Annotated in this window: 22 protein-coding genes and 1 tRNA gene; 8 read left to right on the forward strand and 15 right to left on the reverse strand. The window is 67.7% G+C overall.

Translation table 11 applies throughout. The features are described 5' to 3' along the window. Positions 1-59: 59 nt before the first annotated feature. A complete protein-coding gene (locus tag QLQ85_RS18760) occupies positions 60-938 on the reverse strand; it encodes an AEC family transporter (RefSeq protein ID WP_282721121.1) in 879 nt (292 codons plus the stop codon). Between the two features lie 158 nt (positions 939-1,096). On the opposite strand from QLQ85_RS18760, the gene QLQ85_RS18765 reads away from it, so the two are divergent. Beyond that, a complete protein-coding gene (locus QLQ85_RS18765) occupies positions 1,097-2,902 on the forward strand; it encodes an ABC transporter ATP-binding protein (protein WP_282740382.1) in 1,806 nt (601 codons plus the stop codon). Positions 2,903-2,971: 69 nt separating this feature from the next. On the opposite strand, the gene QLQ85_RS18770 is transcribed toward QLQ85_RS18765, so the two are convergent. Beyond that, positions 2,972-3,991, reverse strand: a complete 1,020-nt coding sequence (locus tag QLQ85_RS18770; RefSeq protein ID WP_282740383.1) for a CNNM domain-containing protein — start codon at positions 3,989-3,991, stop codon at positions 2,972-2,974. A 111-nt stretch (positions 3,992-4,102) separates the two neighbouring features. Beyond that, a complete protein-coding gene (locus QLQ85_RS18775) occupies positions 4,103-4,699 on the reverse strand; it encodes a hypothetical protein (protein WP_282740384.1) in 597 nt (198 codons plus the stop codon). Positions 4,700-4,857: 158 nt separating this feature from the next. Between QLQ85_RS18775 and QLQ85_RS18780 the strand changes: the two genes are divergently transcribed. Continuing rightward, positions 4,858-4,934: transfer RNA gene (locus QLQ85_RS18780), tRNA-Ile, on the forward strand. Between the two features lie 113 nt (positions 4,935-5,047). Here QLQ85_RS18780 and QLQ85_RS18785 read toward each other — a convergent pair. The 10 genes from QLQ85_RS18785 to QLQ85_RS18830 all read right to left on the reverse strand — a co-directional run bounded on the left by QLQ85_RS18785 (position 5,048) and on the right by QLQ85_RS18830 (position 14,900). After that, positions 5,048-6,934, reverse strand: coding sequence for a methyl-accepting chemotaxis protein (locus tag QLQ85_RS18785; protein ID WP_282740385.1), 1,887 nt, complete (start codon positions 6,932-6,934; stop codon positions 5,048-5,050). A 155-nt stretch (positions 6,935-7,089) separates the two neighbouring features. Continuing rightward, positions 7,090-7,428 carry an AzlD domain-containing protein gene (locus tag QLQ85_RS18790; protein WP_282740386.1) on the reverse strand — a complete coding sequence of 113 codons (339 nt, stop codon included), beginning with the start codon at positions 7,426-7,428 and terminating at the stop codon, positions 7,090-7,092. Continuing rightward, positions 7,421-8,152 (reverse strand): AzlC family ABC transporter permease, encoded by a 732-nt coding sequence (locus tag QLQ85_RS18795; RefSeq protein WP_282740387.1) that lies wholly within the window; start codon positions 8,150-8,152, stop codon positions 7,421-7,423. Before QLQ85_RS18795 ends, QLQ85_RS18790 begins: the two co-directional genes overlap by 8 nt. Then, positions 8,149-8,679 (reverse strand): helix-turn-helix domain-containing protein, encoded by a 531-nt coding sequence (locus QLQ85_RS18800; protein ID WP_282740388.1) that lies wholly within the window; start codon positions 8,677-8,679, stop codon positions 8,149-8,151. The genes QLQ85_RS18795 and QLQ85_RS18800 overlap by 4 nt, the downstream gene beginning before the upstream one ends. 213 nt (positions 8,680-8,892) lie before the next feature. Further along, positions 8,893-10,116 carry a serine/threonine transporter SstT gene (sstT, locus tag QLQ85_RS18805; RefSeq protein WP_282740389.1) on the reverse strand — a complete coding sequence of 408 codons (1,224 nt, stop codon included), beginning with the start codon at positions 10,114-10,116 and terminating at the stop codon, positions 8,893-8,895. A gap of 323 nt (positions 10,117-10,439) precedes the next feature. Next, positions 10,440-12,197: an isocitrate/isopropylmalate family dehydrogenase gene (locus QLQ85_RS18810; protein WP_282740390.1), complete on the reverse strand. Its 1,758-nt coding sequence runs from the start codon at positions 12,195-12,197 to the stop codon at positions 10,440-10,442. Between the two features lie 132 nt (positions 12,198-12,329). Continuing rightward, positions 12,330-12,857 carry an HPP family protein gene (locus QLQ85_RS18815; RefSeq protein WP_282740391.1) on the reverse strand — a complete coding sequence of 176 codons (528 nt, stop codon included), beginning with the start codon at positions 12,855-12,857 and terminating at the stop codon, positions 12,330-12,332. 230 nt (positions 12,858-13,087) lie between these two features. Continuing rightward, positions 13,088-13,336, reverse strand: a complete 249-nt coding sequence (locus QLQ85_RS18820) for a hypothetical protein (RefSeq protein WP_282721146.1) — start codon at positions 13,334-13,336, stop codon at positions 13,088-13,090. A 79-nt stretch (positions 13,337-13,415) separates the two neighbouring features. Further along, the gene (locus tag QLQ85_RS18825; RefSeq protein ID WP_282740392.1) at positions 13,416-14,198 is read right to left on the reverse strand and encodes a TSUP family transporter; all 783 of its coding nucleotides are present in this window, start codon (positions 14,196-14,198) and stop codon (positions 13,416-13,418) included. Between the two features lie 111 nt (positions 14,199-14,309). Continuing rightward, complete coding sequence (locus tag QLQ85_RS18830) at positions 14,310-14,900, reverse strand: gamma-glutamylcyclotransferase (protein ID WP_282740393.1); 591 nt, start codon at positions 14,898-14,900, stop codon at positions 14,310-14,312. Between the two features lie 146 nt (positions 14,901-15,046). Between QLQ85_RS18830 and QLQ85_RS18835 the strand changes: the two genes are divergently transcribed. Next, complete coding sequence (locus tag QLQ85_RS18835) at positions 15,047-15,763, forward strand: tellurite resistance TerB family protein (protein ID WP_282740394.1); 717 nt, start codon at positions 15,047-15,049, stop codon at positions 15,761-15,763. 12 nt (positions 15,764-15,775) lie between these two features. On the opposite strand, the gene QLQ85_RS18840 is transcribed toward QLQ85_RS18835, so the two are convergent. After that, complete coding sequence (locus QLQ85_RS18840; RefSeq protein WP_282740395.1) at positions 15,776-17,755, reverse strand: metallophosphoesterase family protein; 1,980 nt, start codon at positions 17,753-17,755, stop codon at positions 15,776-15,778. 118 nt (positions 17,756-17,873) lie between these two features. On the opposite strand from QLQ85_RS18840, the gene QLQ85_RS18845 reads away from it, so the two are divergent. Then, positions 17,874-18,440, forward strand: a complete 567-nt coding sequence (locus QLQ85_RS18845; RefSeq protein ID WP_282740396.1) for an NnrU family protein — start codon at positions 17,874-17,876, stop codon at positions 18,438-18,440. A gap of 74 nt (positions 18,441-18,514) precedes the next feature. On the opposite strand, the gene QLQ85_RS18850 is transcribed toward QLQ85_RS18845, so the two are convergent. Beyond that, positions 18,515-18,958, reverse strand: a complete 444-nt coding sequence (locus tag QLQ85_RS18850; protein WP_282740397.1) for a YybH family protein — start codon at positions 18,956-18,958, stop codon at positions 18,515-18,517. Positions 18,959-19,257: 299 nt separating this feature from the next. Here QLQ85_RS18850 and QLQ85_RS18855 point away from each other — a divergent pair, with 299 nt between their 5' ends. From QLQ85_RS18855 to QLQ85_RS18870, 4 genes are all read left to right on the forward strand, one after another. Further along, entirely contained in the window at positions 19,258-20,337 is a 1,080-nt protein-coding gene (locus tag QLQ85_RS18855; protein ID WP_282740398.1) for an NAD(P)-dependent alcohol dehydrogenase, read from the forward strand. A gap of 181 nt (positions 20,338-20,518) precedes the next feature. Next, positions 20,519-21,634, forward strand: coding sequence for an extracellular solute-binding protein (locus QLQ85_RS18860; protein ID WP_282740399.1), 1,116 nt, complete (start codon positions 20,519-20,521; stop codon positions 21,632-21,634). 25 nt (positions 21,635-21,659) lie between these two features. After that, a complete protein-coding gene (locus QLQ85_RS18865) occupies positions 21,660-22,850 on the forward strand; it encodes an ABC transporter ATP-binding protein (protein ID WP_282740400.1) in 1,191 nt (396 codons plus the stop codon). Then, complete coding sequence (locus QLQ85_RS18870; RefSeq protein ID WP_282740401.1) at positions 22,834-23,721, forward strand: ABC transporter permease; 888 nt, start codon at positions 22,834-22,836, stop codon at positions 23,719-23,721. Before QLQ85_RS18865 ends, QLQ85_RS18870 begins: the two co-directional genes overlap by 17 nt. Positions 23,722-23,737: the final 16 nt, after the last annotated feature.

Here is a 23,737-nt window from a genome sequence, read left to right on the forward strand (position 1 = left end):
GGCTGCCGGGCGATGCATGGGCACTCAGGTCTTCGGCGGCCTTGGGTGCCCGGTCGGGCTCAGTACATCAGCAGCGCCAGCAGGGCCGGCAGATAGAGCAGCGAGAGCAGGGTCGAGCAGAACACCAGGCTGGCGGTATAGGCGGCCCCCTGGCCGGCGCGCAGCGCGAAGAGGTAGTTGAACACCGCCACCGGCATGCTCATCTGCAGGATCAGGATGCTCTGGGCCAGCGGCGGCAGGCCGAGCAGCGTGCCGATGCCCCAGGCCACCAGGGCGGCGACGGGAATGCGGATCAGGCTGAAGCCGATGCCCGACTTCAGCCCCTTCACCTGGATGCTGGCCAGCGAGACCCCGAGGGTGATCAACATCAGCGGCACCGTGAAGCCGGAGATCAGGTCGACGCTGTTGTGCAGCCACAGCGGCAGCGCGGTGTCGGTGATCAGCAGGCCCAGCGAGATCAGGATGGCGTAGACCGTGGGCGTCTTGACCAGCGTCTTCAGCGGGTTGCCACGGCTGGCGAGCATGCTGCCGACGGTGAACTGGAACAGCGAGACGGTCACCATCACGGTGATGCCGAAGGCGAAGCCGGCGCTGCCGAAGGCGTAGAGCACCACCGGCAGCCCCATGTTGCCGGTGTTGGGGTACATGGTGGGGGCCAGCAGCACCCGCCAGTCGCGCCGCAGCACCCTGGCGAGCACGAAGGCCAGGCCCGCCATGCTGATCAGCACCAGGGCCGTGGCCAGCATGGTGCGGCCGAAGCTACCGGCATCGATCTCGGCGCCGGAGAGCGAGGCAAGCACCAGCGCCGGGGTGCCGATGTTGAAGACCAGTCGGGTGACGAACTCCACCGGGTAGGGATGGCCGAGACGGATCCAGGTGAAACCCAGCCCGGCACCGGCCAGTACGGGGGCCATGACGGCAAAGAGTTCGGCGAGCATCGAGCGTCCTTGCGAGAGGGGGAAGCCCATCATTGTGGTGAATCGGCGAGTGGCGATGCAAGCGCCGGGCCGCGCCCGGAAGCCGAAGCGGCGCGCGGCATTGGTGGAGGCGGGCGACTCTCCGGTAAGCTGCTCCCCTTGTCGACAAGGAAACATTCATGCCCTCCACCGCTTCCGCCAACAGCTTCCAGGCGCTGGTGCGCCTGCTCCGCTATGCCCGGGGTTACCGTCGTCGCATCGTCGCGGCGACCACCTGTTCGATCATCAACAAGCTCTTCGACATCGCCCCGGAGATCCTCATCGGGGTGGCCATCGACGTGGTGGTCAACCAGGAGCGCAGCTTCGTCGCCCGGCTCGGCTTCGACACGCCCCAGGAGCAGATCCTGATGCTGGCCGTGCTCACCTTCTTTATCTGGGCCGGCGAATCGATCTTCGAATACCTCTACAAGATCCTGTGGCGCAACCTGGCCCAGCGGCTGCAGGCCGACATGCGCCTGGACACCTACGAGCACGCCCAGCGCCTCGACATGGCCTTCTTCGAGTCGCAGAGCTCCGGGCAGCTCGTCGCCACCATGAACGACGACGTCAACCAGCTCGAGCGCTTCCTCGACGGCGGGGCCAACTCGCTGATCCAGGTGGGGGTCACCGTGGTCGCGGTGGGCGCGGTGTTCTTCGTCATCTCGCCGCTGATCGCGCTGCTCGCCTTCACGCCGATCCCGCTGATCATCTGGGGTGCCTTCTTCTTCCAGCGCAAGGCGGGGCCGCTCTACGCCGACGTGCGCGAGAAGGTCGGCGATCTCGCCAGCCGGCTCTCCAACAACCTGGCCGGCATCGCCACCATCAAGAGCTTCACCAGCGAAGCCCGCGAGGCCGAGCGGCTGCGCGCCACCAGCGAGGCCTACGTGGAGGCCAACCGCCGCGCGATCCGGGTCAGCTCGGCCTTCATCCCGGTAATCCGCATGGCGATCCTCGCCGGCTTCCTCGCCACCTTCACCGTGGGCGGCATGCTGGCGCTGCGCGGCGACCTCAACGTCGGCGCCTACGGCGTGCTGGTGTTCCTCACCCAGCGCCTGCTGTGGCCGCTGACGGGCCTGGCCGAGGTGATCGACCTGTTCGAGCGCGCCATGGCCAGTACCCGACGCATTCTCGACCTGCTGGCGGTGCCGATCACCGTGCGCGACAACCACGGCCGGCCGCTGGCCGCACCGGTGCGCGGTGAGGTGAGCTTCGAGGCGGTGCGCTTCCACTATGCGGCAAGTGGGGTGGGGGTCGACGATGTCAGCCTGCGGGTGCCGGCGGGCCATACCCTGGCGCTGGTGGGCGCCACCGGCTCCGGCAAGTCGACGCTGATCAAGCTGCTGCTGCGCTTCTACGACCCGAGCGCGGGGCGGGTGTGCATCGACGGCCAGCCGATCGATGGGGTGAGCCTGGTCTCGCTGCGCGGGGCCATCGGCCTGGTCAGCCAGGACGTCTACCTGTTCGAGGGCTCGATCCGCGACAACATCGCCTATGGCAGGCCGGAGGCGAACGAGGCGCAGGTCGTGGATGCCGCCAAGACGGCGGAAGCCTGGGAGTTTATCCAGGCGCTGCCCCAGGGGCTCGACACCCCGGTGGGCGAGCGCGGCGTGCGCCTCTCCGGCGGCCAGCGCCAGCGCCTGTCGCTGGCCCGGGCGCTGCTCAAGGACCCGCCGATCCTGGTGCTCGACGAGGCCACCAGCGCCGTGGACAACGAGACCGAGGCGGCGATCCAGCGCTCGCTGCGCAAGATCGGCCACGGCCGCACGGTGATCATGATCGCCCACCGCCTCTCGACCATCGTCCACGCCGACGAGATCGTGGTGATCGACGCCGGCCGGGTGGCGGAGCAGGGCACCCACGCCGACCTGCTCGCCCGGGATGGCCGCTACGCCGCCCAGTGGCGGGTGCAGACCGGGGCCGTGGCGGAAGGCGCAACGATGGGGTGAGCCTCCCGAGGTGCCTCGGGAGGGGAGGCGTGCATCGCTGCGGCCTCCCCTCGTCCGGGTGGGCCGTGCTCAGCTTTCCTGTTTCTTCAGGGTCTTGGTCCAGCGCTGCCGGGCGTACTTGCGCAGGTTGGCCACATTGTCGGTCTCGTCGACGATGTCCTGACCCAAGATGGTCTCGATGACGTCCTCCAGGGTGATGATGCCCACCCAGGTGCCCAGGTCGTCATACACCACGCAGAGGTGCTGGCGATCCAGCACCATCGTGGTGAAGATCTGCTCGACATTGTCGTCGGCGAGCACCGACTTGACCGGGTGCATCAGCGACTTGAGGTCGGTGTCGCCCTCGGCGTGGTAGGTGTCCGCCTTGTGGACGTAGCCCAGCGCCTGCTCGCCGCCGTCCATCACAGGGAAGCGGGTGAAGGGTGAGCGGCCGAGTTCGACATCGAACTCGGCCACCGTCATGCCGGGCCTGACCGTGACCGAGACGGTGCGCGGGGTCATCACGTTCTTCACCAGGATGTCGTGGAGGTTGAGGATGTTGACGATGACCCGGGTCTCCTCCGGGTCCAGCGCCTTCTCCTCCTGGCCGATCTGGGCCAGTGCCTTGATCTCCCCGCGCATGTCGGTGTCGAGGACGTCCTTGCCGATGCGCCGGGTGATGCGCTCGGAGAGCCAGATGAAGGGCTTGAGGATCCAGACCATGCCGTCGAGCATGGGCGCCATCACCGTGGAGAGCTGCCGCCAGTAGGTGGCGCCGATGGTCTTGGGGATGATCTCGGAGACGAAGAGGATCAGCAGCGTCATCACCGCGGAGGCGATACCCAGCCAGGCCTCGCCGAACACCACGGTGACCTGGGCGCCAACGCCGGTGGCGCCCACCGTATGGGCAATGGTGTTCAGGGTCAGGATGGCGGCAAGCGGCTGGTCGATATTCTGCTTGAGTCGAGTGAGCCGCTGGTGAAGCTCCGGGCGCGTGTCACGCAGTTGTGCCACATAGCTGGGCGTCATGGAGAGAAGTGCGGCCTCCAGCAGCGAGCAGAGGAAGGAAACGACGATGGACAGGGTCGCGAATGCAACGAGCAGCAACATGGGGTCTCATTTGGTGGCCTGGGGCTGCCGTGGGTGACGGCAGAGGCATCTTCGCTGAAGGCAAGATGCACCGCAAGAAGACGCCGAAAGCGCGAGCCGCCGGCCAGCGAATCAGCGCCGTACCAGTACGGCATCGAGACTGACCGGTACCTCGTCGCCGATCCGCTCGTAGCCGAGCAGCAGCAGTACAGAGCGCAGGGTGGGGTCGGCCATCAGCTCCTGGCCGTCCAGCGCCACCCGCTCGGCGTTGGTCACCCGGATCCGGTCGGCGGATTCCCGGGTGAAGCGCACCGCCAGCGGCTCCTGCCGGGTGGCATTGCCCGACTGCACTGAGAGCTCGAGCACCTCCACCAGCGACTCGCCCACGGCCAGCCGCTCCAGCCGCTCGGGGGGGAAGCGGGTGGTCAGGGTGGCCAGGGGGCGTTCGGTGAGGCCCGAGAGCCAGGGCGGCAGCGGCCCCAGCTTCTCGATCACGTCGCTCTGGTTCAGCCGTAACGGCAGCTCCAGGGCACCGCTGGCATCGGCGCTGCCGGCCAGCCGGCGCACCTCGTGATGGCGGGGGACCGGCCCGTCGGGGCCGATCTGCACCACCGTCGCCGCCACCCGCGACTGCGCCGGGTCCAGCTCCCACGCCGCCGCCACCGCCGGCAGCGCCAGCAGCAATACCGCACCGAGCCCCATGCCGAGGCCAAGAAGTCGTTTCGTCACCAGCAAATCTCCAGAGGGGTCATGTCCTGGCATGAAGACACGGGAACTGGCCGGAAGTGCCCGAAGGGGGCGAGAAGAACGAGCCACGGCACCGAGGTTCTGGCCTCGCGCATCGGCATTCGCTATCATACGGCAGCGCTGTTCGGCGCTTTCCGGAAGGGCCTATAGCTCAGTTGGTTAGAGCAGAGGACTCATAATCCTTTGGTCGCTGGTTCGAGTCCAGCTGGGCCCACCATAACTCACTTACCTGTCGCTGCGGCAGGCTGCCTACCGGACTGCTCCGGATGGGCTGATAGGGCGAGCGACCTCCATGTCGGTCGCCCACGATCTTTCGTCCGGTTCGCGGATCTACGTCAATGCCAGGTATCGCTGGCTTTCCTGCCGTGCGTCGTTGAGCTTGAAGCTGCCGACCAGTTCCGCGAGGCGGTCGGCTTGTTCGCGGAGTTGTTCGGCAGCGGAGGTGGATTCCTCCGCCAGCGAGGCGTTCTGCTGGGTCATGCGGTCGAGTTCGGCCACGGCGATGTTGACCTGGCCGATGCCATCACTCTGTTCGGTGGTGGCGTGGCTGATCTCTCCCAGCATGCCCGCCACGCGGTTCACCACCTCGACGAGTTCGTGCATGGCACTGCCGGCGTCGCGCACCAGCCGTGTGCCGTCCTGTACTTTCTCGCCGGAGGCCTCGATCAGGCCGCGGATATCCCGTGAGGCCTGGGCACTGCGCGTGGCCAGTTGACGAACCTCGCCCGCCACCACGGCGAAACCTTTGCCACTCTCGCCGGCGCGGGCCGCTTCCACCGAGGCGTTGAGCGCCAGCAGGTTGGTCTGGAAGGCGATGTCATCCATGACCTTGATGATGTCGCCGATACGCTCGGAGGCGTGCTGGATATCGCCCATCGTCGTTACCACGTGCGATACCGTGTCGCCGGTGCCCTGGGCGAGCTGGGCAGCGGATTGCGAGAGGTGGCTCGCTTCGCGTGAGGAGGCCGAGGTGTTCTCCACCGTGCCGGTGATCTGCTCCATCGAGGCCGAGGTCTGCTGCAGGCTGGACGCCGCCTGGTCGGTGCGTCGCGACATGTCCTGCCCGCCGCTGGCGATCTCCTGGGCGGCATGCCGAACGGCGTCACTGCTGCTCCTGACCTGGGCGAGCACGTCATGCATCTTGTCGGCGAAGGCGTTGAACTGGATGGCGAGTTCGCTCGCTTCATCCCTGCCCTGCATGGGCAGTCGCAGGGTCAGGTCGCCATCCCCCTCGGCGATCTCGCGCATGGCTTCCGCGGTGCGCCGAATGGGGCGGAACAGGGCGCGCAGCAGCAGCGCGAAGACCACCAGGCTCGCCAGCATGATCACCGCCACTATCAGGATGACCAGCAGCACCGCGCGATTAAGGTCGGCGAACAGTTCGCTGCGGGGTATCCGGGCGAAGGCGATCCAGTCGGTGCCGGGCACCTCGATCGCCGCGACCAGTTGTTCGGCGCCGTGTTCGTCGGCGATGGTGGCGTAGCGATAGCCGTCCCCGGACAGCAGCTCGTCGGCCTGGGTCTCCCATCCGGGCAGGTTCGCTACCGGCTGGCCGGCCATGGAGGCCCCCTCGGGGTGAACGCTGATGATGCCGTCCTGGCTTGCCAGGAACACCGATCCCGTCTCGCCGAGCTGGTAGTTGCTGATCGTCTCGGCCATGGCGTCGAGGGTATAGCCGACCCCGGCGACCCCCACGCGTTCGCCGTCCAGCTCGACCACGTGGTTGATGAAGACCTTCAGTTCGCCCTCGTCGGAATCGACATCCAGCGTGTAGTCGGGGCTGCCGGCATCGTCGACCAGGTGGTAGAACCATGGGTCTCGTTCGCGGTTCAGCGTGCGTTCGATCCCACCCGCCGTGTAGTAGTTGCCGCTGAGCGCCGACACGTAGAAGACGGTGTTGGCCCCAGTGCGTTGCTGCAGCCGTTCGAAGTGGTTCACGGCGCGCTCGCCATCCGCCCGCGACTCACCCTCTGCCAGCCACTCGTGCAGATAGCCGTTATTGGCGAGGCTCTGGGCCGTGGTGATCGGCCCGGTCAATGTGGCTTCGATGTCATTGCGAATGCTTTCGAGGGTCGCCGGCAACTCGGCGCGGGTGACCCGGTCGGTGATCAGGTCGCTGAACAGGCGATACTGAATGGCCGTGGCACCGCCGACGATCAGGATCATGCACATGCTGATGCCGATCATCAGCTTTTGGGCAATGGTTAGATGCTTCACTGTTTCCCCCAGGCTCGCGCATCGTCAGGGCGGATGCGCTCTTGTTGACCATTTGGTCAATGCAGTATCGGCGAGGTGGGGGGAAACTGTAGCGATGAGCTGCCTGGTACCGTCCAATTGCTGGCTGATGCCCCGTCCAATTGCGGGTTGATGGTTCACCCGAGTAGCATCACCACCACCCCATAGGCCGCCACGCCGGCGGCCACCGGCCAGCCCAGCGAGCGCAGTCGCCACCAGACCAGCAGGGTCACGAGCACGCCGATCGCCGTGGCGAGCCAGGAGCTGGCGTCGGTGGTCGCCGGGACCAGCGAGACGCCGAGCACCGCGGCGATCATCAAGGGGCCGAGGATGCCGAGCCACTGGGGCATGGCCTCGACCCCGTCTTCATTGGCGGACTTCTGGAGACGGCGCTGCATCCACAGCAGCGGCAGCAGGCGCATCAGCAGGGTTCCCACGGCTGTGGCCATGACCGCCAGCCAGAGTGCGCTACTCATCTCGTTCTCCTCTCGTTGTCACGTCGAACTTCACCAGGTAGAAGCACAGGGCCCCGCAGGCGGCGGCGAGGGGGATGGCGGCGTTGGTCAGCCCGTTCACGGTGAGCAGCGCCGCGATGGCGATGGCACTGCCCAGCGCCAGCGACCAGCGCCGGGAGGTGAAGCGCGGCGCCACCAGCACCAGGAATAGGGCCGGCAGGGCGAAGGGCATGACCTCGCCGAGCAGCGGCCAGCGCGTGGTCAGCTCGTCGCCGGCCACGGCACCCAGCGCGGTGCCACCGATCCAGCTGGCCCAGGCCAGCAGCGCGGCGCCGGTGAACCAGCCGAGGCGCTGCGAGGCCGGCAGCTGCGGCAGGCGGCTGTGGGCCAGGGCGAAGACCTGATCGGTCAGGCCGTGCATCAGCCAGGGCCACCAGCGGCTGGTGGTCAGCCAGGGCGCCAGGTTGGGGGCATAGACCACGTGGCGTGCGTTGATCAGCAGCGTCATGACGACCACCAGCCACAGCGGTGCGCCGGCGGCGACCATGCCGACGAACAGGAACTGCGAGGCCCCGGCGTAGACGAGCGTCGAGATGATCACCGCCTCCCAGGTGCTGAAGCCGGCCTGGATGGCGATCAGCCCGAACGAGATGGCGACCGGCACATAGCCGCCCAGCAGCGGGATGGCCTCGCGCAGGCCCGCGAGCCAGGGGCGGGGTAGGGCGTGGGTGGCTTGCTGGCTCATGGGGGGTCTCCTTGGCCGGTGTAGACGATGGTGAGCAGCAGCGTGGCCCAGGCGTCCTGGGTGCGATAGAGGTGTGGCCGGTCGGCGGCGAAGGTGAGGGTGTCGCCGGCCGAGAGCGTCTCGATGGCGCCTTCCGGGCCGGCCTCCAGCCGCCCGCTGATGAGGGTGAGCGACTCGCGGGCCCCCGGCGTATGCGCCTCGGCGTGGCGTACGGTGTGGGGCGCGCAGCGCATCCAGTAGGCGTCGACCTGGGGCGTGTCCTTGCCCTGGTCGAGCAGCCGAACCTCCACGCCGTCCTCGCCCAGCGGCACGCGGATCGGCGCCACCAGGGTGCCGAAGGGCACGTTGAGTTGCACCGCCAGTCGCCAGATGGTGTCCAGGGTGGGGTTGCCGTTGCCCTGCTCGAGCCGCGACAGGTTCGACTTGGCGATGCCGGCGGCGGCGGCCAGCTGCGACAGCGACCAGCCCTGGGCGAGTCGCAGGGTCTGCAGGTGCTGGCCGAGGGTGCCGAGCGAAAGCTTGTCCATGGGAAGCCTCTTTGCCGTTCCTTTTAACGAACGTTCTATTAAAGGAACAGGCGGCTGTCAATCGTTTCCCGTCGGCTTTGCCCTGAGTGAACGCGCCCGGTGCGAAAACGCCCCTCTCGCCGGGCGGCGGGAGGGGCGCTGGTAAGGCGGGGAGCGTCAGGCCTGGGGCCAAACGCGCCGGCCCCACTACCTCGCGGGGCCGGCGTCGTCATGTCACGCCTGCCGGTTCTCCTCGTTCTGGCAGGCGGCCGCGGTGAACAGCACGTCGGTGGAGGAGTTCAGCGCCGTTTCGGTGGCGTCCTGCACCACGCTGATCACGAAGCCGATCGCCACCACCTGCATGGCCACGTCGGTGGAGATGCCGAAGAGGCTGGCGGCCATGGGGATCAGCAGCAGCGAGCCGCCGGCCACCCCGGAGACGCCGCAGGCGGCCAGGGCGGAGACGATGCACAGCAGCAGGGCGGTGGGGAAGTCGACGCCGATGCCCAGGGTGTGGGCGGCGGCGAGGGTGATCACGCTGATGGTGATGGCGGCCCCGCTCATGTTGATGGTCGCGCCCAGCGGGATCGAGATCGCGTAGGTGTCGGCGTGCAGCTTCAGCCGCTTGCACAGCTCCAGGTTGACCGGGATGTTGGCCGCCGAGCTGCGTGTGAAGAAGGCGGTGATGGCGCTGCCGCGCAGGCAGGTGAAGACCAGCGGGTAGGGGTTGCGACGGGTCTGCCAGTAGACGATCAGCGGGTTGGTGACCAGCGCCACGAACAGCATGCAGCCGACGATCACCATCAGCAGGTGGCCATAGTCGAGCAGGGCGCCCATGCCGGACTCCGCCAGGGTGGTGGCGACCAGGCCGAAGATGCCCAGCGGGGCGAAGCGGATCACGATCCGGACGATGTTCGACACGGCCTCGGAGAGGTCGCTCAGCATCGTCCGGGTGCTCTCCTCGGCCTGGCGCAGCATGATGCCGAGGCCAATGGCCCACACCAGGATCGCGATGAAGTTGCCCTCCATCAGGGCGCTGACCGGGTTGGTGACGGCGCTCAGCAGCAGGTTCCTGAGGATCTCGACGATGCCGCCCGGCGGGTTGCCGCTGACCTCGGGCATATCCAGGGCCAGGGTGGTGGGAAACACGAAGCTCGCGACGACGGCCACCAGGGCGGCGGTCAGGGTACCGATCACATAGAGCATCAGGACCGAGCGGATATGGGTGGGTTGGCCCTGCCGGTGGCTGGCGATGGCCGCCGCCACGAGCACGAACACCAGGATCGGGGCGACCGCCTTCAGCGCGGAGATGAACAGTTGGCCGAGTAGCGATACCGACTGGGCCGCCTCGGGCGAGACGGAGGCGAGCAGGATGCCGCAGACGATGCCGATGGCGATCTGGGGGATCAGCCCCAGGCGTAGCAACGGGCGGCTGAGATTCTGGACGGTGGTGATCATGAAGCGTCTCTCGGGAGTTGTAATGAGCGGGCAGGCGCCACGCTGCCGGGAGCTCGGGCGGTCGAGCCGCCGGCACGGGTAAGTGCATGGACGATCCGAGCGAGCCGCTCCAGGCGGGTGGCCCAGGGCAGGGGCGCCTGCAAGACGCGCGGGATTCTAGCAAGATTCTCGAGACGAGTGGGTGATAGTTCTAGTGATTAGGCGAAAGATAGAGATTCTTTTCGCCTGTTCGGCATTGTTAGCGTGAGATCGATTGGGGGCGCCGCGAAGGGCCACCCGGGCACGTCGCCGGCGATGGCACGCCGGCTGATACCTGCGAGCGATCACCCCTGGCCGTCGAGGCTCATCGTGAGGCGTATCTCCACGGCATCGAGGAAGCCCTCCATGTCGACCAGGGTCTCGCTGGTGGGGTCGGTGGTCTTGCCCTTGAGGTCGCCGGTGATGATGCCGTCGGCGACGGTGTCGATCAGCGCGGCCTTGAGTCGCTGGGAGTAGTCGATCAGCGCGTCGTTGCCCTCGCGCTCGGCCAGCGTCTCGAGGGCGTTGGCCACGGCGTAGATCAGCGCCGAGGAGTTGAAGTGTGCCTCCTTGCCGTCGCTCTCGAGGTACGTCAGGTAGAGGTCATGGGCGGTGCCGTGGGGGGCTTCGAAGAGCATGGTGCCGCTTCGGCTCTCGATGATCGAGCTGGCGGTGGCCAGGCTGCCGCCGAGCGCCGCGGAGATGTCCGAGAAGATGTCGCCGTCGAGGTTCTGCGCCGGGTAGAGGGCATTGCGCGGCGGGTCGGTTATCATCTTGATGAGCTGGCTGGAGGGCCGCATGATCATGAAAGAGGGCGGTGGGGTATCGGCCTGGGCCAGTTCGAGGCGCACCTCGGTGATCACCGTGCTGAAGACCTCGTCGTACTCCATGTACTCGCGCTTGAGGCCGAAGTAGACCTCCTTCGCCTTGCGCGAGGCGTCGCGGAACACCTGGCCGACCCAGTCCTTGATCGCCTGGCGGTCGTTGGACATCAGCAGGATGGGGTCGCCCTTCTTGACGCGCCGGGCGTGCTTCTCGTCGCCATCGACGACGACCTTGAGGATGCCGTCCTCTTCGGCGGGCATGTTGTAGCTGCCGTACTGGTCGCCGCCGCCGGCACTCATCCGTGACAGCGAGACATGGGCCTTGCGGGTGGGGATGCCGTGCTGCTTGAGCTGGTTGACGAGCTTGAAGAGCTTGCGGCCGGTGTTGTTGTCCGGCACGCCCCACAGCGCCCGCTCCGGCGGGTTGGCGACGAGGCGCGCGGCCTGGGCGTCGATCAGTTCGTAGTGGTACTCGAGCCCCAGGGCCTCGAACCGCCGGCGGTAGTCGGCTTCGAAGATGCGCTCGATGGCGGCCCGCATCACCCCGTCGTAGCCGGCGATCACGGTGTCCTTCAGGCCCAGGTAGGCATCGCGCTGCTCGTCGATGGCGCGCTGGAAGAAGTGGTGGGCCCAGGCCTTGACGTCATCCAGGTCGTTGGTGGCGAGCAGCCAGGGGTCGCCCTTGTTCACCTCGCGGCGGTGGAGCTCCACCGGGTCGCCACTGGCGCCGACGAACATCAGCTTGATCACCCCGGTGGCGGTGGAGAGCGCGTTGAAGCTGTCCTTGATGCCGCCGCGCTCCATGGTGTCGACCTCGATGTCGCGACCGATCCAGTCGGGCCGCCGGACCTGTAGGTTGCGGAACTGGATGTCCTCCCGGGTGATGTTGCCACCGATGCCCTTGCGGATGGCGCCGTTGGGTGACCGGGTGGCGAGCGGATGCAGGCGGGTGCCGTCCAGCTCCGGGTGCTTGGCGAGCAACTCTCCCAACTGCGCGCGGTTGACCGTCATGCCGGCGTTCTTCACGCCCACCCCGAACCGCTTGAGGGCCTCGATGGCGTCGATCACCGCCTGCCCGTTGGTGAGCAAGCGATGCTCCGCGGAGAGGTCGATCTCGACGAGCCCGATATCCAGGGGTGAGCTCACGAACTTCTCGAGGATCTTCTCGAAGGCCACCTGGGCCATCTCGTCGCCGTGCAGTATGACCAGTGGTGAGGTCACCTTGATCCTGCCGCTCATCGCCTGCCTCCTCTTCACGAGGTGGTATCGGGACTGCCGCTCATTCGGTTCAGAGTAAGCCCTCGATGTACCCTCGGCAAACGCTCCCGGCTCACGTCCGGCCGGGTGCCGAGGCGGCGACCGCCCCCACCCCTACCAGAAACGCGGATAGCGGCGATGCCGCGCCAGGTTGTTCACCAGGATGGCGACCACCAGCATGACCGCGCAGCCGATGCCGATCGGCATCAGCGGATACCACCAGCCCAGGGCGGTGATCTGGGGACCGCCGATCACCGCCACCAGGGCCGCGGCGGCGCCCGGCGGGTGCACGGTGTGGGTGAGCTGCATGAGCAGGACGGAAAGCGACACGGCGAGCGACACGGCCAGCGCCGTGGAGCCGAACAGCTGAAAGCAGGCCACGCCGGTCAGGGCCGACAGCACGCTGCCCACCAGCACGTTGCGCGGCTGGGCGAAGGGGCTCTCGGGGGCGGCATAGATCAGCACCGAGGTGGCCCCGAAGGAGGCCACGATCAGCAGGTGCTGTGACAGCCAGTGGGTGCTGAGCCAGCAGATGGCGCCCATGCCGGTGAAGGCGCCGAGCCACGACCAGAGGGCGTCCTGCCAGTCGGCGCTGCCTGGCTGTGCGCGTTCTCCGCGCATCTTGTCCAGATATGTCTTCATTGTCAGGGGGGGGGGTGCACAAAATGAGTGCACGAGTCTCGCAGACTGCACCATGAATGTGAAGGCAGCATCCTTCATGTTGTCATGAAGGAAATTTGATCCACGCGGCTTGAGGGCCGCGTTATCCGTGGCCGGGGCGTCGATCCGTGACCGGGATCAAGGCAGAGCGTGCCCTTCTGTGAAGGGCGGCCAGGCGCGGCAGGAGCCGTTCCTCGCGGCCGGTCGCGCCGTCACACGAACTCTGGGTCGTCCGTCCTGACCGTCACGCCGACCTCGTCGCCCGGCACCATGACCGAGAACTCGCCGCCGCCCAGGTAGGTGACCTCGTGGCCCTCCCGGGTCCTGAAGGAGGGCAGCCCACGCTGGGTGGCGCCGGAGTGTTGGAGGTCGCTGATGTCCCGGACGCTGACGAAGACGTCGATGATGTACTCGCGGCCCTGGTCGTCGAAGGCCATGATGGTCGTTTCGTGCTGGGGCACTGGGTTCACCCTCCGCTGGGGATGACACCCTCATCATTAGCAGCAGGACGCCGGTTTGGCGAGTGCCGGGCCGCGCGCCTCACCCCGCCGGGTTGAGCAGCCCCACCACGCTGACGATGATCAGCACCACGCCCAGCACCCGGAAGTAAAGGCTCGTCGTGCCGGCCAGCATGTAGCGGTGGGCGCGTTCGCCGAGCAGGTGCCCGACCAGGGCGCAGGGCAGCAGCCAGAGATGGTGGATGAGTTGCAGGTCCACGCCGGCGATCACGAACGACACCATCTTGATCACCACCAGGATGAACCAGAGCACGAACAGGGTGTCGCGCAGCTGGTGCGCGGCCACATGCGAGGCGAATACCGCGACGATCAGCGGGGCGCCGATCAGCGAGGTGCCGCTGACGTAGCCGCCCATCGCCAGCAGGGCGTAGTCCACGTAGCGGTGGTTGCTGCGGAACGGCCTGTCGAGCACGTAGCCGACCGCATAGACCAGCACGATCACGAAGATGATGCTGGTCATGACGTTGCCGGGCAGCGTCAGCAGCCCCACGACCCCCACCAGCTTGGGGACGATCATGACCTTCATCGCCTTGCGCAGGTACGCCCAGTCGATGTTGCTGGCGGCGGGCCGGCCGTTCTCGCTCTCGGCCACCAGTTGTCGGTGGCCGCGCCAGGCGATCCAGCTCGAGAAGATCATCAGGTGAACGGCGATGATCGGCAGGAACACCAGCGGCTCGTTCAGTACCAGCAGCAGGAACGGCAGGGAGAGCACCGCGCCGCCGAAGCCCAGGCTCGTCCTGACGAAGCCGCTCCAGACGAAGATCAGGCCGATGAGGGCGAGCTGGTACCATGCCAGGTCCGCCATCAGCGTACGTCCCCGGTGGGCCGTTGACGCTGACGTGTCGATGGGTGTTGCCGTGATGTCCTGTTCATGTGCGTTCCTTGCGCCTGTCCGGTGCCTCTCCGTGGTCGTGGTTCAGGGGCCGGAGGCAGCTGACGGGTGGGGCAGCCGCCGTGCCAGGGCGAACACGTGGGGGTCGTCCACGCCGAGGTCGCGAAGTGCCTGGACCAGGTTCAGCAGGTAGTCGCGATTCGGCCCGCTCGGGCCATGCGCCATGGCGATCTGCTCGGCGATGGCGTCGAGCGGTGCCTCGCCGAGAAAGGCGGCGTTGTCCTCGCTGGCGAGATAGAGCAGCCCCTCGGCGCTCTCCCCCTCGCCCTGGCCGTCATCGAAGTGCAGCCGGATGACCTCGCGCAGGTAGCCGTTCTTCTCGCGCACATCCAGGGGACGCAGCACCTCGGGCGCGATGCGATAGGCCATGCCGTGGCAGATGGCGCCGGGCTCGCGGACCAGGGTGGCGACCCGCCCCGGTGCCTCGGGGGTGCCGCGGTGGTCGTGGGAGCCCTGCCAGAAGCGCCGCACCCAGCCATGGATGTGCGCCGGGCGGCGTTCCAGGAAGGGGAAGTCCGCCTTCCAGATCAGCGAGCCGTAGCCGAACAGCCAGATCTCGTCGTGGCCGTCGAAATGGGTCATGCGCCGGTTGAGCAGGGTGGTGTCGAGGGTCATGGATAGCATCGGCAGGTGTCGGCATTATCCGCCATGATGCGATGCACGGTGACGAATGTCGAAACTCGTCGGGTTTCGGCGGGTCAACGTGATGCTTGTCGAGGCATCCTCGACCTTTACTCGATCATGACGCCAAGGAGAGCAGGATGAACGCCAGCAGGATTCTCGGGCAACTGATGCAGCAGGCCGGCGGCAAGCAGGCGGCCGGTGGGGTGGACGTGAAGGGCATGCTGGAGGGGCTGTCGCGCCAGTTCGGCGGCGGCCAGCAGGGTGGCCAGCAGGGCGGACAGGCGAGCGGCGGTATCGACATGAAGAGCCTGCTCGGTGGCGGTGCCCTGGGGCTGCTCGTGGGCTCGAAGCGCGGCCGCCGGCTGGGCGGCAAGGCGCTCAAGTACGGCGCCATCGCCGGGGTGGGCGCGCTGGCCTGGAAGGCCTGGCAGAATTCCCGCGGCGGTGCGCCGGCGGCGCCGGCGGAGGGCGAGCCGGTGGAGCGTCTGGGGGGCCAGGCACACGAGCAGCGCAGCCTCGAGCTGCTGCAGGCGGTGATCCTGGCGTCGCGGGCCGATGGGCATATCGACGAGAGCGAGCAGGCGCTGATCACCGAGCAGATCGATGCGCTGGGCGCCGACCGGGAGCTGCATGACTGGGTGGAGCAGCAGCTCCGCGCGCCGCTGGACGCCGAGGCGCTGGCCCGCCAGGCCGACTCGCCCCAGGCTGCCCGCGAGATCTACCTGGTCAGCGTGGCGGTGATCGACGAGCAGAACCCCATGGAGCGGGCCTGGCTCGATCAATTGGCCAAGGCGCTGGACCTCGAGCCGGCGCTGGCCGGGGAGCTGGAGCGCCAGGCGCTGGCGGCCGGCTGAGCGTGGGGGCGCTCACCACCCTGGCCCGGTGACGCTCCCCCGGGCCGGGGCGGCGAGGGCGTCGCGTTCATGGCCTCGCGTCGGGGGGAAGCACACGTCGAAGCCCCGGGCATCGAGCTGGCGGATCTCGCGCGGCCGTCCCTGGTCGTCGAAGTCGACCAGGCCGATGCCGCTGCCGTTCCACAGCCGCTCGCCGGCCTTGGCGCGGTCGGGGTCGCGGGGGTGGATCGCCAGGCGCCGTCGCCGGGTGAACCAGTTGAGCGGCGAGCGGGGGGCATAGAGCCAGCGGTTGAGGCGGTCGAACCAGTCGAGCAGGGTGTCGGGGAAGGCATTCTTGATGCCGCTGGAGGTGATCTGCCACAGCCTCGGGCCCTCGCGGCGCTGGCGGATATGGATGTCGTAGGCAAAGGAGTAGTGCACGTCGCCGGAGAGCACCACGTAGTTGCCCGGCGTGCGGCTGTGGCGGAAGATGTTGAGCATCACGCTGGCCGCACCCCGGTGGGCCATCCAGTTCTCGGCATCCACCAGCAGCGGCTTGCCGGCCAGGGCGAAGAGCTTCTGGACCGTTTCGATCAGCTTGACGCCGAACATCGGCGCCGGCGAGACGATGATCACTGCGGGGGCATCGAGCAGGGCCTGCTGCAGTTCGGTGAGTGCCTCCCAGTCCATCAGTCCCGAGGGGCGCTTGGGGCTGCGTTCGCTGCGCCAGCGTCGAGTGCGGGTATCCAGCACCAGCAGCGGCGGCGAGCCGGGTACCTGGTATTCCCAGCCCTCGAAGCGCAGCAGCCGCTGGACATGGGCGTCGTGGGCCTGTTCCTCCAGCCAGCCCCCTCCCTCCCAGGCCTGCTGCAGCAGGGCGGCGATCTCCTCCAGCGGGCCGGCCAGGCGGTCCGGGTCGTTGCCCCAGCCCTGGCAGAGCAGGTAGCCCATCAGGGCATTGCCGATGATGCGCCGCGAGAAGGGATGGCCATAGGCGGCCTGTTCCCAGTCCGCGGTCAAGTTCCAGTCGTCGGTGATGTCGTGATCATCGAAGATCATCAGCGACGGCAGGTGTGCCAGCAGCCGGGAGCAGGCGGGGAGCCCCTCGACGAAGCGGTCGATGATGCGCTGCTCGGCAGCGAAGGTCGTCGCGTTCGTCTCGTCCAGCGCCGGCGCCTGCGGTTCGATCAGGCGCCAGGGTACCGGCGACCACGACAGCAGATAGACGGCGATGACCTCGGCAAAGGTCATCAGGTGGTTGTGGGCATTGGCCGAAGTGAACACCGGCTTGCACACCCCGCCGAAGAAACGTTCGCGAAGATCCTCGGTGCTCTCGATGTCGGGCAGTAGCTCCTCGCGACGGTAGTAGGTGGCAGCGGCACCGTACAGGGCCTGGCTGTCGGTCACCGTGGCGCCCCGGAGGGGTTCGTCGAACAGGCCCAGGCGGCGGATCAACGCATGGACGGCCACCAGCATGGGGCCGGCGACATCGTCGGCGTAGACCTGGTCGCCGGTCATCAGCAGCCAGGCGGGCCACTCGGCGGGGGTATCGCGTCGCTCGCCCAGCCAGGCATCAGCGCGCACCAGACCGTCGGGGCCGTCGTGGTGGGGCTTGCGGCAGGAGCCGTGCAGCAGGCGGTGGTGACGCTCGGCGATCACGAAGGTGGGGTGCGCGGCCCCGGCGTGCAGCAGGTGGGGGGCCCAGTCGGCGATGCCGGCCTCGCCCTGGTCGCCGACGACCTTCAGGTCGTAGTCGATGCTCACCCCCCTCGGCAGCGGTGTCGCGAGGGGCAGGTCGATCAGGTGCAGCCAGGCGTGACGGCCCACCGGCACGCGCCTGAGCCGGTGTTCGTGCAGCGTCAGCCGACGCGGTGGTTGGCCGGTGGGGTGCAGCATCAACCGCAGGTCCAGCCGGCGCGTGCCCACCAGCCAGAGCACCAGGCGCTGCGGGGTGATTCGCCGCAGCAGCGGGCCGGCCAGCACATCGGGAAGCGTGGAGGTGTCGTGTGTCATGGGCCATCCGTTGCCGAAATGCCGCCGCCCTGGCGGACAATGCTGGTCGGGATCAGATCAAGTGACTAGGCTGGCAACGGTTCGTTCCCCTAATCGCTGATGGATGGAGTCCTTGCCCATGACCGTGATGATTCTCGGCCTGTTGATCTTCCTGGGAGTGCACTCGGTGCGCATCGTCGCCGACGACTGGCGTACCGCGCAGATCCAGCGTCGGGGAGAGAGGCCCTGGAAGGGGGCCTACTCGGTGATCGCGGTCATCGGCCTGGCCCTGGCGATCTGGGGCTATGGCCAGATGCGCCTCGACCCGACCTGGGTGTGGTCCCCGCCCGTCGGGCTGCGCCACGCCGTCGCGTTGTTGATGATTCCCGCCTTCATCCTGCTGGTGGCCACCTATGTGCCGGGCAACCACATCAAGGCGAAGCTCGGTCACCCGATGATCCTGGCGGTGAAGCTCTGGGCCTTCGCCCACCTGCTGGCCAACGGCCGGCTGGGCGATATCGTCTTCTTCGGCGCCTTCCTGCTCTGGGCGGTGTTCGATTTCCGCGCCGCCCGCCGTCGCCCGCGGCCGAGTGTGGCCACACCGGGCATGGCCGGCACCGCCATCACCGTGGTGGGCGGCCTGGTCGCCTACTATCTCTTCGCCTTCCATCTGCACGTGTGGGTCGCCGGTGTGCCGGTGATGTAAGGCCGTCGAACGCGTCGCCTCCCCCGTGCATGGCGGGGCAGGCGACGCCTTCGACACCCTCGCGGCGTCGAGTCTCAGGGTTCGAGGTCGAACAACGCCTTGCCGCTCTCCATCTCGAAGGGGACGGAGAAGTGCTCGTGGACCACCTTCCACTCGCCCTCGAGGCGCCGGTAGCCGCTGGTCATGCGCAGCCAGCCAGCCTCGGTCTCGCCCTTGTCGTTGGTACCGCCGCAGCGGTGCAGGGCGTGGCAGAAGGCGACCTCGCCATCGGCGTGGATCGTGACCTCGTGGAGCTCGAAGACCATCGGCCCCGGGCACAGCTCCATGCACGCCAGCCAGTGGTCGCGGTAGGCCTCCACGCCCTTGAACTGCAGCTTCGTCACCGCGTCGAAGGCGACGATATCCGGCGCATAGTGGGCGACGATGGCGTCGATGTCCTGGTCGCGTACCGCGGCCACCCAGCTCTCCAGCTGTTCCAGCACCGCGGCCTCGGCGGACAGGCCGATATGGGTCGTCATGGGTCACCTCCTCGGGTCGATTCGTCTAGGGTCTGCCGTCAGTCTGGCACCTTCCTGTCGGCCGGGTGGCGATGAATTCGACCCTTGGGTGTCAAACGGCGGCAAGACGAGGGCCTGGGCGGGCGCGAAGCTCCGTGAAGGCGATTGGCGGTGTGCCGGTGCGGCCGGCCTCCGCGTTGCGTGTCGGCCGTCCGGGCTATCTTGACCTGCATCAAGGTGCGGGGTGCTGCCTGTCATGGATAGTAGTGGGCAGCGATCCACCTTCGCCAACGACCAGCCGACCAGGGGGAACCACGACCATGCCTGCCATGATGAAAGCCGCGATCTTCGTCGAGCCGGGGCGCATCGAGATCGATGACAAGCCGGTTCCGGAGATCGGCCCCAACGACGCCCTGATCCGGGTGACCACCACCACCATCTGCGGCACCGACGTGCATATCCTCAAGGGCGAGTACCCGGTGGAGAAGGGGCTCACCATCGGCCACGAGCCGGTGGGGGTGATCGAGAAGCTCGGCGCCAACGTCCAGGGCTATGCCGAGGGTCAGCGGGTGATCGCCGGGGCCATCTGCCCGAGCTTCACCTCCTACGCCTGCCAGGACGGCTGCAGCGCCCAGGACGGCGGTCACCACGCCCATGGCTACAAGCCCATGGGCGGCTGGCGATTCGGCAACACCATCGACGGTGCCCAGGCGGAGTACCTGCGGGTGCCCGACGCCCAGGCCAACCTCTCGCCGGTGCCGGACGGCCTCTCCGACGAGCAGGTGCTGATGTGCCCCGACATCATGTCCACCGGCTTCGCCGGGGCCGAGTCCGCCGGCATCCGGATCGGCGATGCGGTGGCGGTGTTCGCCCAGGGGCCGATCGGGCTGTGCGCCACCGCCGGGGCACGGCTGCGCGGGGCGGGGCTGATCATCGCCGTCGACGGCGTCGACGAGCGCCTCGCGATGGCCAGGCAGATGGGCGCCGACATCACCCTGGACTTCCGCAAGGTCGATGTGGTGGCGGAGATCCTCAGGCTCACCGGCGGCCGCGGCGTCGATGCCTCCATCGAGGCGTTGGGGCTTCAGTCGACCTTCGAGTCGGCGCTGCGGGTGCTCAAGCCCGGCGGGACCCTGTCGAGCCTCGGGGTCTACTCCGGCGACCTGACCATCCCGCTGGATGCCTTCTGCGCCGGGCTGGGCGACCACCGGATCATCACCTCGCTCTGCCCCGGCGGCAAGGAGCGCATGCGCCGGCTGATGCAGGTGATCGAGTCGGGCCGCCTGGACCTCGGCCCCATGGTCACGCACCGCTACCCGCTCGAGCGGATCGTCGAGGCCTATGAGCTCTTTTCCCACCAGCGCGACGGCGTGCTGAAGGTGGCCATCTCCGCCAGCTGAGCAACGTTGAAACGGCGACTGGGGCTTTCGGCACGGGGTGCTACTCTAGATTCCAACGGCATTGAACGGCCATTCAATGTTCATCCCGCCGTCATGAAATCGCGAGATAAGGGTCGGGTGGCAGCAGCCTGGGCATCCGATCCGATGACCCTGTGCCTGACCCATCTATGGAGAGCTCGTCATGTCGTTCACTCGTCGCCGTTTCCTGCAGGGCACCCTGGCCGCCGGGGCGGCCGCCACCGTGCCGTCCTTCTATATCAACAAGGTGCTGGCCCAGGAGCAGACCCTGCGCATCTATGCCTGGGCGGGCTACTTCTCCGACGCCATGCTGGCCGACTTCACCGAGAAGACCGGCATTCGCGCCACCTTCACCCCCTACGGCACCAACGACGAGCTGATGAATTCGCTGCGGGCCGCCGACGGCAGCGGCTTCGACGTCATCATGCCCACCGTGGACAGGGTGCCGGGGTATCTCGACTATGACCTCGTCCAGCCGCTCGACGAGTCCCGGATCAACTGGAACGGCGCGCTCGACAGTGCCATCGAGGGCTCCGAGGTCGGCGGCGTGGTCGACGGCAAGCGCTACTTCGCCCCCAGCGACTGGGGCACCGAGGCGATCACCTGGCACCGTCGCGATGCCCAGGTCGACCGCGCCGACCTCAGCTATGCCGACCTGTGGAACCCCGAGCACGGCCAGGGCGTGACGGTGCGCGGTCACTCGGCGCTGGTGGGCATCGGCCTGTGGCTGGAGCGCGAGGGGCGGCTGCCGTTCCCGTTGCTCGACTCCTACAAGAGCGAAGAGGCGATGCGCGCCAACTTCGACGTCATCCTCGAGGAGGCGGTCAAGCACAAGCAGGTGCTGGTGCAGTTCTGGGACACCGAGAACGAGGCCCAGGCGGCCTTCCGCACCAACGGCGCCATCATCGGCCAGACCTGGGACTCCACCGCCTTCCGCCTGCAGCAGGAGGGCGAGGACATCGCCTACGGGGCGCCGAAGGAGGGGGCCCTGGCGTGGATGGAGGGCTTCGTGATTCCCAGGAACGCCCAGAATCCCGATGCCGTCTACGAGCTGATCAACTGGTACTACACCCCGGAGGCCGGCGCCATGTTCGTCGAGGCCACCGGCTACAACTCCACCTCGAAGGGCGCCACCGAGCTGTTGCCCGAGGCGACCCGCCAGTTCTTCACCGATTCCTACACCGAGGAGGATCTGGCCAACCTCTGGTGGTGGCCGATCCAGGAGCCCTGGTACGTGGCGCTTCGCAACGAGTATCAGGACCGCTATCTCTCCGCCTGATGCGGGCATCGACAGCGAGGTGACCATGGACGGCAGCGTCCGGCTGGAGGAGGTGGTGATGCGCTTCGGCGACTTCACCGCCATCGAGAGGACGACGCTCGAGATCGGGTCGGGGGAGTTCTTCAGCTTCCTCGGCCCCTCGGGCTGCGGCAAGACCACCCTGCTCAATATCGTCAGCGGCTTCCTGGTGCCCAGCGAGGGGCAGGTGTTCATCGGTGGCGAGCCGGTGGCCGGGGTGCCGGTGAATCGTCGGCCCACGGCGATGATCTTCCAGAACCTGGCGCTCTTCCCGCTGATGACGGTGTTCGAGAACATCGAGTTCGGCCTGGAGGTGCGCGGGGTCGGCAGGAAGCAGCGCCGCGAGGTGTCGGAGCGGCTGCTGGCGCTGGTGGCGCTGGAGGGTAGCGGCCCCAAGCGGGTCACCGAGCTCTCGGGCGGCCAGAAGCAGCGGGTGGCCATCGCCCGGGCGCTGGCGGTGGAGCCGCGGGTGCTGCTGCTCGACGAACCGCTCTCGGCGCTGGACCTCAAGCTGCGCCAGCACATGCGTGCCGAGCTCAAGGCGATCCAGCGCAAGACCGGCATCACTTTCATCTATATCACCCACGACCAGGGCGAGGCGTTGACCATGTCCGATCGGGTGGCGGTGATGTCGGCGGGGCGCATCCAGCAGGTGGCCGATCCCATGACTCTCTACCGTGCCCCGGCGACCGGTTTCGTCGCCGCCTTCGTCGGCGAGAACAATCGCCTCGAGGCCAGGGTGATCGATGTCGAGGGCCAGCGCCAGCGGGTGCGCCTCGACGGCGGGGCGCTGGGCGAACTGAGCGGTTATGCCGGGGAGGGCGCGCGACTGGGCAATGGCGAGCGAGTCGCGCTCTATGTGCGGCCCGAGCATCTGCGGCCGGTCAACGATACCACCGGCATCCCGCGATTCGAGGCCGAGATCTCGGCGGTGCATTTCGAGGGGGCCTGGGTGATGCTGGAGACACGACTGCTCGCCTCCGGCGAGACGCTGCGGGTACAGCTCGGCCACGAGGTCTCGCGGCAGTCTGCCGATTCGCTTGCCGTCGGCCGGCGGATGACCTTCGGCTATGACCCGGCCGATGCGGTGGTGCTGCCCGATGACGGCAGCCCGGTGGTCGACGAGGCCACCGGTGAGGTGGTGGAGACGGATCGCGATGCCGCGCCAGCGGGAGGGGCCCATGTTCCGTCAGCTTAGGGCGCGTTTCGGCGGCCCCCTGGCGGCGGCCATCCTGACCCTGCTCGGCATCTGGCTGATCGTGATGGTCACCCTGCCGCAGTTGCAGATGATCGACTACTCGCTGCGGCCCAACCTGTTGCCGGCCCAGGTGGGCGGGCCCGAGGACGGCTGGACGCTGGCCAACTACGCCACCCTGTTCGCCAACGACATCCACCGGGGGATCTTCTTCAAGACCCTGTGGTCCAGCGTGCTGGTCACCCTGCTGACCCTGGCGGTGAGCTATCCGCTGGCCTGGTACCTGGCCAAGGTGGCCACGCCGCGGCAGGCGGCGCTGTGCATCCTGCTGCTGATCGTGCCCTTCTGGATCAACGAGATCCTGCGCACCTACTCCTGGTTCATCATCCTGGCGTTTCGCGGCCCGCTCAACGAGGTGCTGATGATGCTGGGGCTGATCGATCGGCCGATCCGCTTCCTCAGCGGCGACGGCGGGGTGATGGTGGGCATGGTCTACGCCTACATCCTGTTCATGGTCTTCCCGGTCTACAACGCCATCGAGAGCCTCGACGACAACCAGGTGCGCGCCGCCCGTGACCTGGGGGCGGGCACGGTGCGCACCCATCGGCGCATCGTCATCCCCCACGCCAAGCCGGGCATCGCCACCGGCTGCATCATGACCTTCATGCTGGCGGCGGGCAGCTACGCGGTGCCGGCGCTGCTCGGCTCGCCGGGCAGCCGCTGGTTCACCCAGATCATCTACAACTGGTTCTTCGAGGGCGGCAACTGGAACCAGGGCGCGGCCTACGCCTTCCTGCTGCTGGTGCTGTGCATCGGTTTCATGTCGCTGGTGATGAAGGTCTTCAAGGTAGGGCTGGGGGACATTGCCAAATGAGGAACTGGGCCAAATG

The sequence above is a fragment of the Halomonas kalidii genome (assembly GCF_030010475.1).
GTDB lineage: Bacteria > Pseudomonadota > Gammaproteobacteria > Pseudomonadales > Halomonadaceae > Halomonas > Halomonas heilongjiangensis.